This window comes from Bacteroides sp. (assembly GCF_052357945.1).
GTDB lineage: Bacteria > Bacteroidota > Bacteroidia > Bacteroidales > Bacteroidaceae > Bacteroides.
Window position 1 is genome coordinate 1 of the sequence record NZ_DAWCXD010000003.1, and the last position, 17068, is coordinate 17068.

8 protein-coding genes are annotated in these 17068 nt (G+C 40.5%); all 8 read right to left on the bottom strand.

What is annotated here, in order from left to right; all coding sequences use genetic code 11:
* A partial coding sequence (locus tag ACT8YW_RS01405; RefSeq protein ID WP_444103737.1) for a C2 family cysteine protease occupies positions 1-1244 on the bottom strand: 1244 nt, incomplete at its 3' end.
* Between the two features lie 93 nt (positions 1245-1337).
* Positions 1338-3302 carry a RagB/SusD family nutrient uptake outer membrane protein gene (locus tag ACT8YW_RS01410; RefSeq protein WP_444103738.1) on the bottom strand — a complete coding sequence of 655 codons (1965 nt, stop codon included), beginning with the start codon at positions 3300-3302 and terminating at the stop codon, positions 1338-1340.
* Between the two features lie 22 nt (positions 3303-3324).
* Complete coding sequence (locus ACT8YW_RS01415) at positions 3325-6477, bottom strand: SusC/RagA family TonB-linked outer membrane protein (RefSeq protein ID WP_444103739.1); 3153 nt, start codon at positions 6475-6477, stop codon at positions 3325-3327.
* 240 nt (positions 6478-6717) lie between these two features.
* Positions 6718-10668: an AraC family transcriptional regulator gene (locus ACT8YW_RS01420; protein WP_444103740.1), complete on the bottom strand. Its 3951-nt coding sequence runs from the start codon at positions 10666-10668 to the stop codon at positions 6718-6720.
* A gap of 973 nt (positions 10669-11641) precedes the next feature.
* Positions 11642-13030: a phosphoglucosamine mutase gene (gene glmM / locus ACT8YW_RS01425; RefSeq protein ID WP_004305440.1), complete on the bottom strand. Its 1389-nt coding sequence runs from the start codon at positions 13028-13030 to the stop codon at positions 11642-11644.
* Between the two features lie 42 nt (positions 13031-13072).
* Complete coding sequence (locus ACT8YW_RS01430) at positions 13073-13768, bottom strand: DUF4827 domain-containing protein (protein ID WP_009000313.1); 696 nt, start codon at positions 13766-13768, stop codon at positions 13073-13075.
* 118 nt (positions 13769-13886) lie between these two features.
* Positions 13887-14924 carry a DHH family phosphoesterase gene (locus ACT8YW_RS01435; protein WP_004297310.1) on the bottom strand — a complete coding sequence of 346 codons (1038 nt, stop codon included), beginning with the start codon at positions 14922-14924 and terminating at the stop codon, positions 13887-13889.
* A 46-nt stretch (positions 14925-14970) separates the two neighbouring features.
* Positions 14971-17064 (bottom strand): ComEC/Rec2 family competence protein, encoded by a 2094-nt coding sequence (locus ACT8YW_RS01440; protein ID WP_444103741.1) that lies wholly within the window; start codon positions 17062-17064, stop codon positions 14971-14973.
* Positions 17065-17068: the final 4 nt, after the last annotated feature.

The window sequence follows — 17068 nt, forward strand, 5'->3', positions numbered from 1 at the left end:
CTTCTTGTAAAACCACCAATAACCACTCGACCTTGAGTAAGCGACCCCCCTCCAGCACGTTGCAAGTCTTCAGCAATTAATGCACCTGCACCAAAACCTACACTTTCTCCATTGCCGGTAAAGATGGCAGATACATATTCCGTACCGATACCTCCGACATTAGAACTACCCAGATAAACCTGACGCCACTTCATCATCGCCTTCTCAAGGATTGTAGCCCAAGTAACTTCCTTATTTCTACCGCCTAATGCACCTAAATCACCACTGTTACCGATAAAATAATCTCCACCTACACCCACAGGAATTTGCTTTCCTGTCGGATCATACATAGTAACCGTGTATGTTTTATCCTTATTATCCTTAATAATGTGCTTAATGAAGCGAGGATAGAGATAAGCCATCGAAGCAAATACTGCACATGCGCAACAGTCACCTACCCAACGTTGATTTACATCAGATAAAGCGGGACTTCCATTCGGATAGAGCGATACTACATTGAATGTATTCCAAGCCATCTTCGTCCCGTTGTCTCCAAATGGTTCCGGCTCTTCCGCAGGATCAGCAAGCCATTTCAAGTCTGCTGCCGTAGCCTCCAAATCATTTTCATGTTGTTTACCCATTGGAGTGATAGCACTAAATGAACTGGATCCTTTGCTGGAAATCAAGTCGTTGATATTTTCTGTATATGAACGCATAGCCACCAATTTCCATTCGGCTATTTGCGTGGCAGTACCACCATTGTTTGCTTCAACAGAAAGTTGGTAATAACGATAGGCAGTTGCATTATCTACCTCATAGTTTTTTTCTTCTTTTCTCGCTGCAAAAATTTGGTTAGTCTGTACATCTAATTTCGTCCACGTCGCATTGTCATTCGATCCGTAAAGAGTCCATGTTTTCGGATCCATTTCAGGGGTGTCGGCAGCAGATGTCAGGGAATATGCAGTCACGGCCTTGCTACTGTTTCCGTTCCAAGTGATATGGAAACTGCTGTGATAAGTGACATACTTCGTATCAGCATTATCATCTACCAGGCTCTTAATCTCCGAACCGGCAGGAGCATCCGCATATTCGGCAATAATTGTACCACTAGATGGCATATTCGTATTTCCCGAACCAAGCACATAAGAAGCCGGGGCACTTCCGTTCGGATCTTCTCCTCCATTGCCTCCTTCATCGTCGTCAGATGAACAGCCTGCAAAATAAACAGGAATAAATAAGACAAAGAGAAAAAAGAATCTCTTCACTAGGTTCGTATCGTTAAATCTTATTTGAGGTATCTTCATTGTTTTCTTCTCATTAAATTCTAAAATTATTCATGGATTGGCTAACGGAGTATATTACTCCGTTGTCCATCCTAGATTTTGTACCATTTTCGGATTACGACGCACGTCTTCGTCCGGAATCGGGAAGAGGTAATGTTTAGGTAAGAACGTACGTGTTTCCACCACTACTTTCTCGAAGAATGCAGGAGCATCTGAACGGAATGCCATACCATGAATTGCTCCACCTTCTCCTCCTCTGTGATAATTAGGATAAATCCAGTCATCACCTACAGCCATATTGGCGACTTTCCAACGACGTACATCAAAGAAATGATTCCATTCAAACATCAGCTCAATCAAACGTTCACGACGGATACGTTTATCCACTTCATCACGTGTGTCTTCATAAGGAATACATGCAAATCCATTATCATCTGTCGTACCTGCCACACCATACCCCGGGATACCGGCACGAGCACGTATCTTATTCACATATTTAATGGCTTCACCACGTTGGTCACATGCACTCAATGTTTCAGCATATCCCAAATACATATCGGCCAAACGAAGTAAAGTAGCACAATGTCTGTTAGCTCCATTACGTCCTTCTTTCGGTGCCATTTTACGCATACCATAACCTGTATAAGGAGCATCCCAGTTAGCATTTGCATAACCAGAATTACCGTTAAAAGTTAGCTCCGTTGTCACCTCTCCACGTGGAGTATCTGTCTTCAACCAAGTAGAACCGTTAAACGTGATATTTGCATAGAAACGCGACTCACGATCAGCCCATTGTTTTAATGTTTTATTTGAATTGGCTTTGAAATAAGTTCTGGAATTAACTACAGCATCTTTGTAATCCGTAGACCAACCCAGATATCCACTGGAGGGCACACCTTCATACTCTTCATAGTTCTGGTCCTCCACAATTCTACGACCATCTTTCATAAAGTACAAGTCCACCATCTCTTGAGGTACACCAAATCCCAAACCACCTCTCAAAGCACCATTGTTATCATCATAGCCCTTATGGTAAGGTGTAGTTTCGTAAGCACGATAATCATGGTCGGCCAACCGTATAAAGATCTGTTCCTTATTCTCAGCACCATAAAGTACCCCCGATGTTGCCTTTCTATAAGATTCATAGAAATCTGTCTTTCCATCTGATGTTTTTTCCGTATACAAAGAGAAAGTATTTCCATATTCATCAAAAAATGCCTTATAAGCGTCACGTGCCGTCTCCCACTTCACCTTTTCCTGTGATTTATCTTGCGGGAAAAGTTGTTTGCCACTTTCCGGGTTAACTATACCGGCATAGTCTGTATTGCAATTAAACAATGGACTCGCTGCATACAATAACATTTTTGCCTTAAAAGCTTTACAAGTAGCTCTGTCTATACGTCCCAAATTAGAACCATCATATCTGTCAGGAAGATCATTTGCCGCATCATCAAATTCCTTTACCATGAAATCCACACACTCGTCTACCGAGTTACGTTCCTTCAATAGTTCACTCGTTGAAATATCCAATGGTATAGGCTCTTCTCCCAAAATCACAAACGGACCATAAGAGCGGAAAATCATGAAATAATAGAAAGCACGCAACGCTCTGGCTTGCGCCTTCCATTGTTTGCGTTGTGCAGCCGAAGCTTCCAGACAACGATCTACGTTCATTATAAACGTACTGGCGCGAGAAATACCTTTGTAGTACTCGATGTACCAGAAGTTAATCCATGAAGAACCTGCATAAGTAGCTCCTGAAGCCCACTCGCTACCATTGTTTCCGTCCCATGAAAGTTTACATTCTAACGAACCGGTCGTCCAAATTCCTGACATGGTATTTTTTGCATTACGTTCAAGCGTTTCATCGGGCACATAATTATACACATTGTTCAAAAACTGTTCCGTTTTCGAGCGATTGGTAAACGTATCCTCCAAATCATATTGTTGACCGGGGATTGCATCAAAAAAGTCATTGCACGAACTAAGTCCGACTGCCAAAGACAGTGCCAAAGTTCCTATCTTAAATATATTTTTCATATCCTTGCTAACTAATTATTATTTAAAAACTCACATTCACACCCACTGAATATGTGCGTACATTCGGATAAGATGTACCATTATTGGTATTCAATTCCGGATCCCACATCTTAAACTTAGAGAATGTCAGCAAATTAGTTCCCATCAAATAAATACGCGCACTCTTCAAGAATGACCTGTTAATCAATTTCTTTGGAAGTTGGTAAGCGATTGTCAACTGTTTCAGACGCAGAAAGCTGACATCTTTCTGCCACCATGTACTAGTTTTCATATTATTCTGATTAGCATTGTTTCCATGATGCAGACGCGGATAAAATACATCTTGATTGGTCGGATCGTCAGCAGACCATCTGTCGGTAATGTTTGCAAACAAGTTGGTAATGCCCGAACCATCGTTAAAAGGATAAATGGCATTGCCGCTCAAACAACGATCCACCTTGGCGTTTCCGGCAAAGAGTGCACCAATAGAGAAATCACCCAGTTGTAAGTCTGCACCAAAGCCATAATAAATCTTAGGCACATCCCCTTGGCCTATCAAACATTGGTCGTAATCGTCAATCACTCCATCACCGTTTAAATCTTTATATTTAATATCACCCACTTTCGAAATCTGTCCCGGATGTCCTTCGCCAAACTGCTTGGCATGATCCATAATTTCTTCTTCGCTGGTAAACAATCCTTCAGCAATCCACCCCCAACGTCCATTTACGTTCGTTCCTCTCTTTTCCATCCATGGATACTGTACGCGAGGATCGTCGTTCTCAATGATTTTATCTTCATTCCATGAGAAATTTCCGCGAACAGTCAAGAAACATTGTTTGCCGAGTTGTTGGGTATATTCTAATGTAGCTTCAAATCCTTTATTGTCTACTACACCCAGATTGGCATAAGGCATTTCTACAAATCCTGAATAATCAGGAATAACACGCCGGGTAATAAAGATGTCCTTACGATGTTCTTTAAAGACATCAAATGTCAATGAAAGATTGTCTTTGAAGAATTTTAAATCAACACCCAAATCTTGTTTACGGGAAGTAGACCAACCTACATTGGCTCCATATTTACTGAATCCCCAACCACCAACACTATTATTCTGATCGCCAAAACGATAACCATCTACACTAGCCATCTGATCGAGGTACATAAAACGACGTCCTGTTACAGCATCCGTACCAACCAAACCATCCGTATAGCGTACCTTAAAGTAAGAAACAACATCTTGCAAAGGTGTCCACCAAGATTCGTTAGAGACAGCCCAACCAATACCGAATGCGGGGAAGAAACCGAAACGTTTATCGGGACTGAAATTCTCGGAACCATTGTATCCGGCATTTGCTTCGAAGAAGTAGCGGTCATTCCAGGAATAAGTGACACGGGCAGCCAAACCTTGTTGTTTATAAGGTAAAGAGCCTACCAAATTATCGGAACTTGAACGATAAATTTTCTGATTATATAGCAAGAGTCCGCCTATACGATGCAAACCAAAAGAACGGTCATAATTTAAAGAAGCCTCAAAATAGGTACTTCTGGAATCAGATGCACTTTGGTCGAAGGCCAAATCTTTATGCCCCGTATATGTCAACGCATAACGATAGTCACCGTTTTCATCAAACACATCGTCATTCCATAAACCGTTTTCATCTTTGGTTCCGGCAAAGTTATATGTATCTTCACGTTTGTTATACTTCAGGTCGCGACTGTTATGCACGTCGAAAGCCAACATTGCAGAAACAGTAAATCCTTTGCTCCATTTCCAGAAGCCAAGATCTTGTGTCAAACGAATGTTAGAGTTCAACTGGTTTCTTGATTCATTCTTATAACCGCGACGAGTCAAATCAGCATACGGATTACGAAGATCACCATTGGTAGAGATACCCGGTACGGAACCATCAGGCATCATCAACGGCAAATACACCGGATTGATTTCCATAGCTGACGCAAACAAGTCACTGGTAGACTGTTGAGGATAGTTACCCATTGAAAGAAAGCCGTTGAAGCCCAAATCGATAGTAGTTGTTTCCGTCGGCTTCAAGTTCAAATTAGCCGTATAATTGTAGCGGTCGTAACGTATATTAGCATCGTAATTTTCCATTTCGGCAGTACGTGTCAGACCTTTTTCATTATAATAGCTTAATGAAACGTAGTATGTGGCATTAGGCACACCACCACGTACACTGACATTTACACGGCGATTGTGTCCCCAGTCATTAAACAATTCGTCCATCCAATTCACATTTGGATATAGATAAGGATTGAACATTAACGGGTTGTCATTCGGTAGTAAGCCGTGAGCTTTCTTTGTTGCCTCAATATATTGTGGAGAATATAGCATGCTACCTTTAGTATCCATATAAGCTTCGTTGGCAGCATCCATATAGGTAAAAGCATCCGCCATTTCCGGTTTCTTGGTCAATGTCACAAAGCCTTCATAGTAGTCGACAGAAAACTGCGGCTTACCTACTTTTCCTGGTTTAGTCTTAATCAAAATCACACCATTAGCACCGCGCACTCCATACACAGCTGTAGCGGAAGCATCTTTTAATACTGTGAATGATTCGATGTCTTCAGGATCGATATTGTTAAAACTACGCTCCACACCATCCACCAATACCAGCGGTTTAGAGTTCTGTCCGGCCAGTGTAGAAATACCGCGAATCCAGAGATCCGAATCATCGTGTCCCGGCTCTCCTGTACGTTGTACAGCCACTACACCCGGCAAACGACCGGCAATGGCAGAAGATAAATTGGCGGTCGGCATCTTTATGTCCTCTATCTTCATCGAAGACTGCGCTCCAACTACTGATACCTTACGCTGATGTCCATAAGCCACCACTACTACCTCATCTAAAGAAGACACATCTTCTACTAAAATTACATCAAGCACTTTCTGCTTAGCAACCCTTACTTCCTGAGGCTTATATCCTATATAAGAAACCACCAAAATAGGATTTTTAGAAGATAACTTGAGATTATACTGCCCATTAGTATCAGTAATAGTGCCATTGGTAGTACCTTTTTCCTGAACACTCACTCCTATGAGCAACTCTCCTTTTTCGTCAGAGACACGTCCTGTAACCGAAGTGCCCTGTGCACACATCGTTGTACTAAACGCTATTAAGATTGCCAATAGCCACAACGATTTCGTGTGATGTTTTTCCATTCCAAACAAATTCATGTTACTTGTTTTTTTGATTAATAATAAGGTTATCAAACATGTTTAATTTCTTGTTAACGGAAGCAAATTAAACCCGTTTCCGGTTATTATTAATCCTCTGTAGTGACAAAAAACAGGCAAAAATCAGTTGGCAGACAAGGACACAACAAGTGCAATGAGAGCACATTATATAGCACTAGAAATCAATAAGTTTTCGCATAAACAGTACAACGAGAGCACAACACAAAGCACAAGTAAGAATTATATATTTTTCCGCTGTTCACGGTAATCCTTTGGTGTCATACCGTATTTCCGGGCAAACTCTTTATAAAAATAAGAACGGCTGGCAATTCCCACATCAGCAATTACGTCTTGAATAGAAATATCTTCCTCTCTCAAAAGACGTGCTGCTTTCTCCATTCGATAGTTTTTAATCAAATCGCCGGGAGCAATGGGAGAAATTTCTTTAAATTTTCGATAGAACTGGCGTGGACTCATTGCCATGCGATCAGCTATTAATGTCGATCCCAGTTCTTCCTCTTCAAGATTATGCTCAATCACTTGCAACAATTTACGAACAAAATCCACCTGCTCTGTTGTGGTACAAACGATTTGTCCCGCCAGTTCACCCAGATCTTCCAAATAAATCTGTTTGGCTTCTCGCTTACCATAGATAGCTTTATGAATATCTTCTTTCAAGAATAGAATATCATAGGGCAGCACAATATAGGAATCAGACCATTTAATCAGTTCACGTTGAATAACTGAACTCGCCTTCCATGTCAACAAAGGAATAAAGGCAGTCTTCGATAATACAGAACGATTTTTACCCACATATTCCATAAATGTGCTCTCCTCTTTGGTATACATAGCCATATCGACTAAAAAAACTGCAGGAGTCAAATTGCGAATTTCATCAAATGCGACCTGTACACTTTTCACCGAACGTATCGAATATTCTTCAGAAAGCAATCCCGTTATTAGCCAGACCATCTCTTCACGATCTTCCAATAGAAGAATGGTCTTTTTCTCATTCGACTGGCCTTCAATTAATATAGCAGGTTCAAAAGTAAACATCAGGCGATGTCTGCCATCTTCAGATTCCACATATTGGATAGCGGTATGAAGTTGCTCTAAGGCTGATTGCACAAAGCAAAGTATTAATTGAACACCAAAAGACTCGTCGACATCTTTTTTATCACATACAAGGCAGGAAGCTCCGGTCAGTTGATCCCGTAACTTTTTGAGCATATCCTCCTCACCGGACATTACCAACAACATCTTGTTATCTTCTTCTTGTGCACTTACCACAACTTCGGAAGAGGTTCTTTGACAAACAAACTGGTAACAATAATAAAGGATGCAACGCAAAGCATTTTTATAAACAGGGAAGGTAAAGCTTTCAGGAATAGAGGATAGTACCGGAGTAGTATTTACACCTTCTGCTTCCAGTGCACGAAGTACTTCTACAGACAACTCTTGCATACACATACGAGCAGACAAAACAAAAGTGATAGGATAAAAATGCTTCAGTTTTTCAGAATAGAGAGTCTCCGGACGGAAAAGAGCATTCATCGCAGTCTCACGTATTAATTCTACCTGTTCACAACGTTGATTATAAGAAACATTTTCTGCACGCAACTGATCGCAAGCATGATAAATGAGAGTGAAGCGATCTAATAAATCACGATTATAACTACCACTTTCCGATACCTCTTTATTACTTTCTGTAGTAAGTAGCCGTTTTAGTATTTGCTCGTGAAGAATATACTTGCGAAGTAAATGAAGCAAATAAATCACAAAGAGCAGCCCTAACAAAATATAAAAGACATAAGCCCACATCGACTGATACCAGGGTGGAAGAATATGTATAGGAATGGAAAAGAATTTATATTCCGTATCGAACACATCTTTTTTATAGCGAACTTTAAAAATGTAATCCCCTGAAGGTACGCCGGTATAGGATGCCTCATTGAGACTACTAAACGAAGTCCACTGTTTATCATACCCTTCCAGAATAAAAGAATACTCTACCTCTTCTCCGGTCAAATAATCAGGGACGGCAAAAGAAAGAGAGAAAGAGACTACTGCCCCTTCCAGTTGCAAGCTTTTTTCATCGGCTGCATAATAATCACCTAAATTTACTGCCGTCCGTCCAATCCATAATCGACGTAGCAGAATATCCGGATTGAATTCCGGAGCAGCTGCCACCTTACGGTCCAAATACAACAATCCATCAACTCCTCCAAAGAAAAGACTACCCGTATAGGGACATTGGTAATAAGCATCATCACTGAACTCCCCTATCTGTACACCGGCACTGTAATAATAATCATGTGACGAGCCATTTTGAGGATTATATTTGATAAGCCCACGATTGGTTCCTAACCACAGAAAACCATTACCATCCTCCAGTACACCGTGTATCATATCATTAAGCAGCCCTTGTTCCCTACCGATATAAGCTGCTTCTATCTTCTTCTCATGAAAGGTGAGGCAGACTAAACCGGAAGTAGTTCCTACATACATTTTACCGTCTTGGGTACGATACAAGCTCAATATATCATCCACTGACTTGCGGAGCATCTCTTTCAGAGAAATAACCTGATATTCTTCCGTTCGCTTATCAAAACGCACAAGTCCTTTTTCACGGCTTCCCAACCATAAGACAGAATCACCTTCCGCCAACATAGGATAAAACATCGTGATTTCCTGTTGTTCATGAAAAAAACGATATCGTTTCTGTCGATGAATACTAATCTGCCCTGCTTTTTTCTCAAGCACCATCTTATAGAAACCGACTCCTGCAGTTACAGCATATAATACACTATCACTTTCTTCATAAATATCATGTATTTCAATAGCAGGTTGGTCACCGGAAGAATATTCCACCGGATGCACAGCATCATCCCTGAACGAATAATAGAACAAACCGGGATCTCCCGCCCCAATCCAGAAACCATCCATATAACGACTCTGAACCAGCTTATAGGCATGAAACTCTTGATTCCATTTTATATATGATGATACCACCTGCTTTTTGCCAGGGGAATAAACCGTAGCTTCCAGAGAGGTGTTTCCCGTTGCCTGATGGTAATCAGGTATATGCAAAAGTCCATCTCCTTTTGTTCCGAACCATAGTCCTCCGTATTTATCAGTCATTACCGAACGTACCTGCCTGCTCAAATTGGTCGACATACGGTTGAGCATCAAATTCGTAGCTATCGAATATTTCTTAGCATACATCACCGCCCCTTGTCCGTCCGACGCAATCCAAAGTAGCCCTTGGCGCGGTTCCCGGTAAATCCCATAGATACGGATATTACGATTAACCACTTCTTCTTCATATTTCTTGGAGGTACGCAACCGAATCAGTCCATTGGCACGAAATCCAATAACAATATCTTCATAAAAGGGAACGATTCCCTTTATCACCCCATATTTTTGTACTAGCGATGAAAGGTTACGGATATAAATTTTAGACTTACGGGAGATATCATACATATACAAATCCTTGTCGCAATCTATAAAGCAAAAAATACCGTTCTGATAGAATATATCTTCAATGGCTTTCGAATGAAACTTGTTTGTTGAGACAGACAACTTAACTGATAGGCTATCCGCATCAAAAGCATTCAAAGAATAATTTTGAATCTGTCCTGTATGAAGAGGAAACAGCCAAAGAACTCCATCATCAGTCACAAATGCACGCTGTTCCATATTATCCATAGGTAGAGCTGAAGTCTGCGCCCGGATAAAACTTTGATGCTTCGTATTATAATAGTAAATCCCATCACCGGCAAGAATCCATGTATTTCCCTGATTATTGGAATGGACATAATAATCACCTGAAAAATCGTAGTTACCTACCACCTGTCTTGTCTTTTGTGAAAAGCGGTTTACTCCTAAATGAGTAGAAATCCATAAACAGCTGCTATCAGCCTGCGAAATAGAATGGATTACGTTGTTACTTAACGTTTTGCTTTCAGAAAAATCAGAACGAAACACCTCCATCGTCTTTCCATCCCAACAGTTCACCCCATCATACGTGCCAAACCACATCAGTCCTACATTATCTTGAAAAAGACAAAGTACTGCACTATTGGATAGCCCCTGCTGATAGTCTACTTTCGAGAAGAAATAAGTATCATTATCAGCTACAGCAGCCAATGAACTCATCATTATAAATAATGCAATCAGCTTTATTTTCATGTCGTACGTTTATCAATAAGCTGTTCAAAACCTGTTAGGTCTCTTGCTGATACTGTTACGGACATTAGCAACATTACTAGTAATACTTGTACTGTTTGCATGCTCTTTGATTTGTTAGTTCCTTCCTAGTCTCAACAGAAGTGTATATACAAAAGAAGCGTGAGACCGCTAAACTTATATCCAAGTGCAGGTTCTGGACTACCTCTGTGTTGAATATAAGCAAAAACAGCTCACGCCCTTGACTGTATATCAGCACCTAAGTGCAGCATACAAACCAAAGGGAGAACGTTTTGTTTATTTCCTCAACACAGCTCGAATTGTCCAGATTCGCACTTGAGAAAAAGCACTAAACGCTTCCTTATAATAAAAACGTCCTAAAGGACAGTACAAATATACTACAATTTTTCTTTAATTGTGCTTTTCATATATCAAATCTACATATCCAAGCCGTTTGTTTATCATTGATATAAGACCTATAAAGCTTTGTATATCAATCGATATTCTTGTGTCATATCTATTCTAACGAAGCAGAGAAGTAAGCTATATTGATTACTTCTTCTCAATACTGCTTACTTCTCATGCAATCTATTAATAGAAAAGTTGCTCTTAATTAAGTCCAAACTTTCTTTTTATTAACAGTAAAGTTGCTTTTCATCCCTTCCAATCTATAAATGCAACCTTCATTTATAAAAACAAAGGTTCCGTTTTTAAAAACAAAGCTTGCATTTATAAAAATGAAGCTTGCATTTTAAGTTTGTAAATAATAAAAGAGAAGTTTACTATTGGACAAAAGGAAGTTTAGACTTAATCTAAAGAAACTTTATTGTTAATACTCAAGGAGAAAAATAACTATTATTCAGTTGGATATCATCCTAATAAAAAAGTCTCGTATATCATGTGAGACAGCTCATTCAGCTATCTTTATGATATACGAGACTCCAATGTTATAAACAAGATCCTATTCTACAGGATATTATTTTGCTAATTCATTAATTACATCCATAATTTTCTGACCGATTTCTTCGGCAGCTTCCATGGTAGACGCTTCGCTATATACGCGGATGATCGGTTCTGTATTACTTTTACGCAAATGTACCCATTTGTCGGCAAAGTCAATCTTCACACCGTCGATATCGTTGATTTCTTCATTCTTATAGATTTCCTTTACTTTTGCAAGAATAGCATCTACATCGATTTCCGGAGTCAGGTCGACACGGTTCTTAGCTATGAAGTAAGGAGGATAAGTGGCACGAAGCTCGCTAACTTTCTTTCCTTCATGAGCCAGATGGCTAAGGAATAAAGCAATACCTACCAATGCATCACGGCCATAGTGGCTGGCAGGATAGATCACTCCACCATTTCCTTCACCACCGATAACGGCATTGGTTGCTTTCATCTTCGTTACAACGTTTACTTCGCCTACTGCAGAAGCACTGTATTCCATACCATATTTACGGGTTACGTCACGCAGGGCACGGGTAGAGCTCAAATTGGAAACTGTATTACCCGGAGTATGTTTCAGTACATAGTCAGCCACAGTAACCAGTGTATATTCCTCACCGTACATTACACCATTTTCGCAAATCATTGCCAAACGGTCAACGTCCGGATCTACAACGAATGCTACATCCGCTTTACCCCCTTTCATCAGGTTCATGATGTCACCGAGGTTCTTTTCAAGCGGTTCAGGGTTGTGTTGGAAGTTTCCGGTAGGTTCACAGTAGAGTTTTTCTACATGTTTCACACCCAAACGTTCAAGAAGTTCAGGGAGAATGATACCGCCTACAGAGTTCACACAGTCAATCGCTACACGGAAATTGGCTTTCTTGATAGCTTCTACATCTACCAGGTCGAGAGCCAATACACTGTCGATATGTTTCTGATTATAAGTCAGGTCTTTGCGGTAAGATCCCAGATGGTCGACATCGGCATAGTCAAATTCTTCAGCTTCAGCAATACGAAGTACTTCGTTACCTTCGGCTGCATTCAGAAATTCACCATGTTCATTCAGCAATTTCAGTGCATTCCACTGTTTCGGGTTATGAGAAGCTGTCAGGATAATACCGCCACAGGCGCCTTCCATTGTTACAGCAAGTTCTGTGGTCGGGGTAGAAGCAAGATCAATGTCTACTACATCCCAGCCCATTCCCATCAATGTGCCGACTACTACGTTTTTTACCATTTCACCGGAAATGCGGGCATCACGTCCCACAACAATCTTATTACTCTTTGCCTTGCAGGTTCTACGAATCAAAGTAGCATAAGCCGAGGTAAATTTTACAATGTCAAGCGGGTTTAGTCCTTCTCCCGCTCCTCCGCCGATAGTTCCGCGGATTCCAGAGATAGATTTGATTAGAGTCATAGGTTCTTTACTTAAAGATTTGATTTATTTAATGTTAGTGGTCTAGCTTTTTGCTTTCTCAAACTTCCGGATATCATAGAAATAAGGATTGACATATTGTTGTGCAGTTGTATGTCCCATCTTAGAAGGTACAATCAGGCGTACATGTGCATTATTACGCAAATAAGGTAAGGCAATCAGCCATCCAGATGGAATTGCAGTTCCATAACCATTAGCAACTGTCCACAAATAGTCATAATCAAAATCACCAGATAAAACGATTCCATAAACAGTAGATGTGTTTTGCACATAACGGAATGTTAATGGAGACTTATAATATTCAGAGATATCCATCCATTTTTCCAAAGGAACATTGAAACATGTAGTATCTCCTGTCATCATATCCTGTTCTACATAGCGGGTGCAAATGACATTATTGTTAGCAAAAGTATCTACCTCATTAATAACTTCAACTCCATCCTTATCCTCTTTTCCTCCCCGATCTACGATCTGCATATATACGCCATTGGAGAAAGCAACGTATTCGTCATATCCATTCCCCGCTTCTTTAGAAGCTGTAATAGTATCCCGTTCAAACTCTTCCAGTGAAATGACACGGATATCATTATCTTTGATGAACTTATTCACCGCATTTTTCTCGTCTTCCAGCATTTCTGCATAAGTCTTCGAATTGTCGCATGCCTGGAACAGACTTCCGGCGGTTAACAAAGAGAGAAATAAAAATACAAGTTTCTTCATTATCTGTTATTTAGCTATATTCCGCACAAATGTATCTCAAAATCATTAAAAGTTGAAAGGGGGAAGTTGAAAGTTCGTATCTTTTAACCTTTCCATATTCACTTTTAACCTTCCATCTTTAGCTTTTCGCTGTTAGTAAAGGTTTATATTTCTCAAGCGCTTTCTCAAAGACCGCTTTTGCCTCTTCCATCGTTCCGAAAAATTCACCGCCCGAAGCATTCAAGTGGCCTCCTCCATGGAAGAATTCGGCAGCTAACTGATTGCATGGGAATGTTCCTACTGAACGAAGGGATATTTTAATCATCGGTTTCTCGGTATCTTCCCTCAAGAAGCAAGAGAAACAGACATTTTTAATGGAAAGGGGAATATTAACAAAGCCTTCGCTATCGCCTTTTATATAGTTAAATTTGCTTTGCTCTGCTTTTGTCAGGGTGATTAGAGCTGAATTAGATTCCGAATACACAGTCATGTTCGATAATACATATCCCATCAAACGTAGACGGCTCTCCGAATAGGTGTTGTACACCTTACGATAAATATCATCTTTATCGATTCCTTTAGAAAGGAGTTCGCTAATGATAAAATAAATCTCCCGGTTGTTCGAGTTATAGGTGAACCCACCGGTATCTGTCATCATCCCTGTGTAGATACATTCTGCGCCTTCCTTAGAGATATCACTGAAATATCCCATACGGCAGATGAGACGGAATATCAGTTCGGAAGTAGAGGATATTTTAGGATAGGACATTACTATCTTACAGAAATCTTCGGGATACAAATGATGATCGATCATTATTTTACGTGCCGGAGAAGCGGCCACAGCATCTGCCATATCGTCGATACGCTTCAGTGCATTGAAATCGAGGCAACAGATGACATCTGCTTCGGCGATCAATTTATCTGCAAAGTCTTTGTAACGGTCATACAACAGGATATCCTTACTGCCCGGCATCCACCGCAGAAAATCGGGAAAAGCATTCGGCACAATTACGTTTACTGTTTTCTCTTGTGAATCTAAAAAATGATATAATCCCAGTGAAGAACCGATAGCATCGCCGTCAGGAGAAACATGAGATACAATTACTATTTTGTCAGCTCGTTCAAACCATTTGGTGAAATGGTCTATTTTGGCTTGTTCAATTACTTTCGTCAACATACTCTTATACTTTATCAAGGTGCAAATGTACGATAAATCTTTGTACTTAGAGCAAAAAGCGGACAGAACCTTCGTCGGATAGCGAGATAAACCGCAGACCGGATTGCTTGCATTCGCTTTCAAGGAGGTGTCTGCGGTATTCCGAGAGAGATGCGTCCAATATGACGTAAGAGAAAGAAAAGATTCGGGTGAGCTCTTCCAGATGTCCGTCATACCCTTTGCATAAGTAAAGATACTGAATATATAACGGAGAAACAGTGGTTTTGTTCCGCCAATGGTTATCATTTATGACACAAATATGACAGCCATGATAGGATATAATCTGCTGCTGACGGTTAAGTTCCATATACCGGCAATCGGCAGTTATTTCTTTGGGAGGCAGAAGATGATGATGCTTCCAATAGTTAGCAGTCATGCGTTTCAGACGTTTTTCATTGGGGATAGTATCTACATAGTTTATCCAGGAACGTCCATCGCTCTCAATGCAATGTACTGCAGGACAACCGCGCACGTTATAAAAGACCAGGCTTGTCCGGGGACGATCTAGCCAATATAATGTTGCATGATAAGTCCCTAGTAATAAGATAGAAAAAAGACAAATCAATAAATTCCGGTATCGACGGTTCAGGAAATAATAGGTTAACAAAGAGCCAACGATATAGATACCCAATATTTCTGACTGATAAAGCCAGATTCCATCTATAGAAGCGTAAGGAAGCTGTTCCACCCATCGGACGAAGAAATTAAGTCCTTCCAATAGTTTCTTAACACCTTCGGCCACTACGATCTGAAGCCACGAAAGAGGAGTCAGAAGAAGCATAATGACAGCAGCATACAGGATAATCGTAATAAAAGGGATAACAACCAAGTTCGTCAATAGAAAATGTACAGAGAACCGGGAGAAATAAAACATGACAAGCGGAGCCGTTCCTATTTGTGCAGCAACAGACACACTTATCAGTCCCCAAATATATTTTCCTATTCTACCTTTCACCGTAATCAGGTGATAGATTGGCTTTTGAATCAATAGGATGGAAGCAACAGCAAGGAAAGAGAGCTGGAAACCAACATCAAACAACCATGCCGGATTGCAGAATAACATCAACCATGCAGCTGCCGCCAATGTATTTAAAGATAGCGGTTGGCGACCAACCATATCTGCCATTGCTAAAATCGAAAACATACTGACCGAGCGTACTACCGAAGGAGAAAGTCCTGTGAAAAAGGCAAAAGCCCATAATAGGATAAGAAGAAGAACAGAACGTATAACTCTACCTATATTTCCTCTTCGGGCAATAGGTTTCAGTATGAAAAAGAGCAATGTATATAAAAGCCCGATATGCAAACCGGATAGAGCTAGAATATGACTTGCACCGGCCACCGAATAACTCTCACGAACCGAATCACTTAATTCCGTTTTGTCTCCTATGGTCAGTGCTGAAAGTACAGCCAGTTCATCGCCGGAAAACCCTAGTTTCTGATAAAGTGAAATCATCTTTCTTCGGCAAGAGCTGGCTATAGTTTTGAGATCAAGGTTATTCATTCCGTCCTGTTTTGTCCATTTCCCGGATGCAACATATCCTGTTCCACTGATTCCTTTCCGCATCAGGAAGCGGGCATAATCAAATTCATCAAAGTTGCGATTGTTGAGAGGGGGAGAAATACGGGCAGAAATCAGCAGTTCATCTCCACTATTCAACCGGGTGACGGCCAAATCTTGCTGTAGATAAAGGATTGCAGCACGTTCTATCGGATATGTGCCGGTAGTATCACGCCGTTCCTTTAATAATGTCTGACAGAGGTAAGTATATTCTTTCGCTTGAGGTGCATCCGTTATTAAAACCCGATACACTGTTTCTTCTTCCGGAAAAGAGTAGACAGCGTGTTGTAATTGCCAAGTTATTCCAAGCCATCCTCCTATAAAACAAAGGATAGAGACTGCTAATCCAAAACACCATCGCAAAGAATGGCGTTTCAGGAAATAAAGAACAAACAATAAAGCAATACAAAGTCCAAGGGTTAGAATACTCCAAAAAGGTTCTCGTGAACGGTCAAAAAAATGATCTCCACAAAAAACGCCTGTTATCCAAGGGATAATCAGGCGTATATAGGGATATCGATGGATGTAAAAAGTACTCAACAGA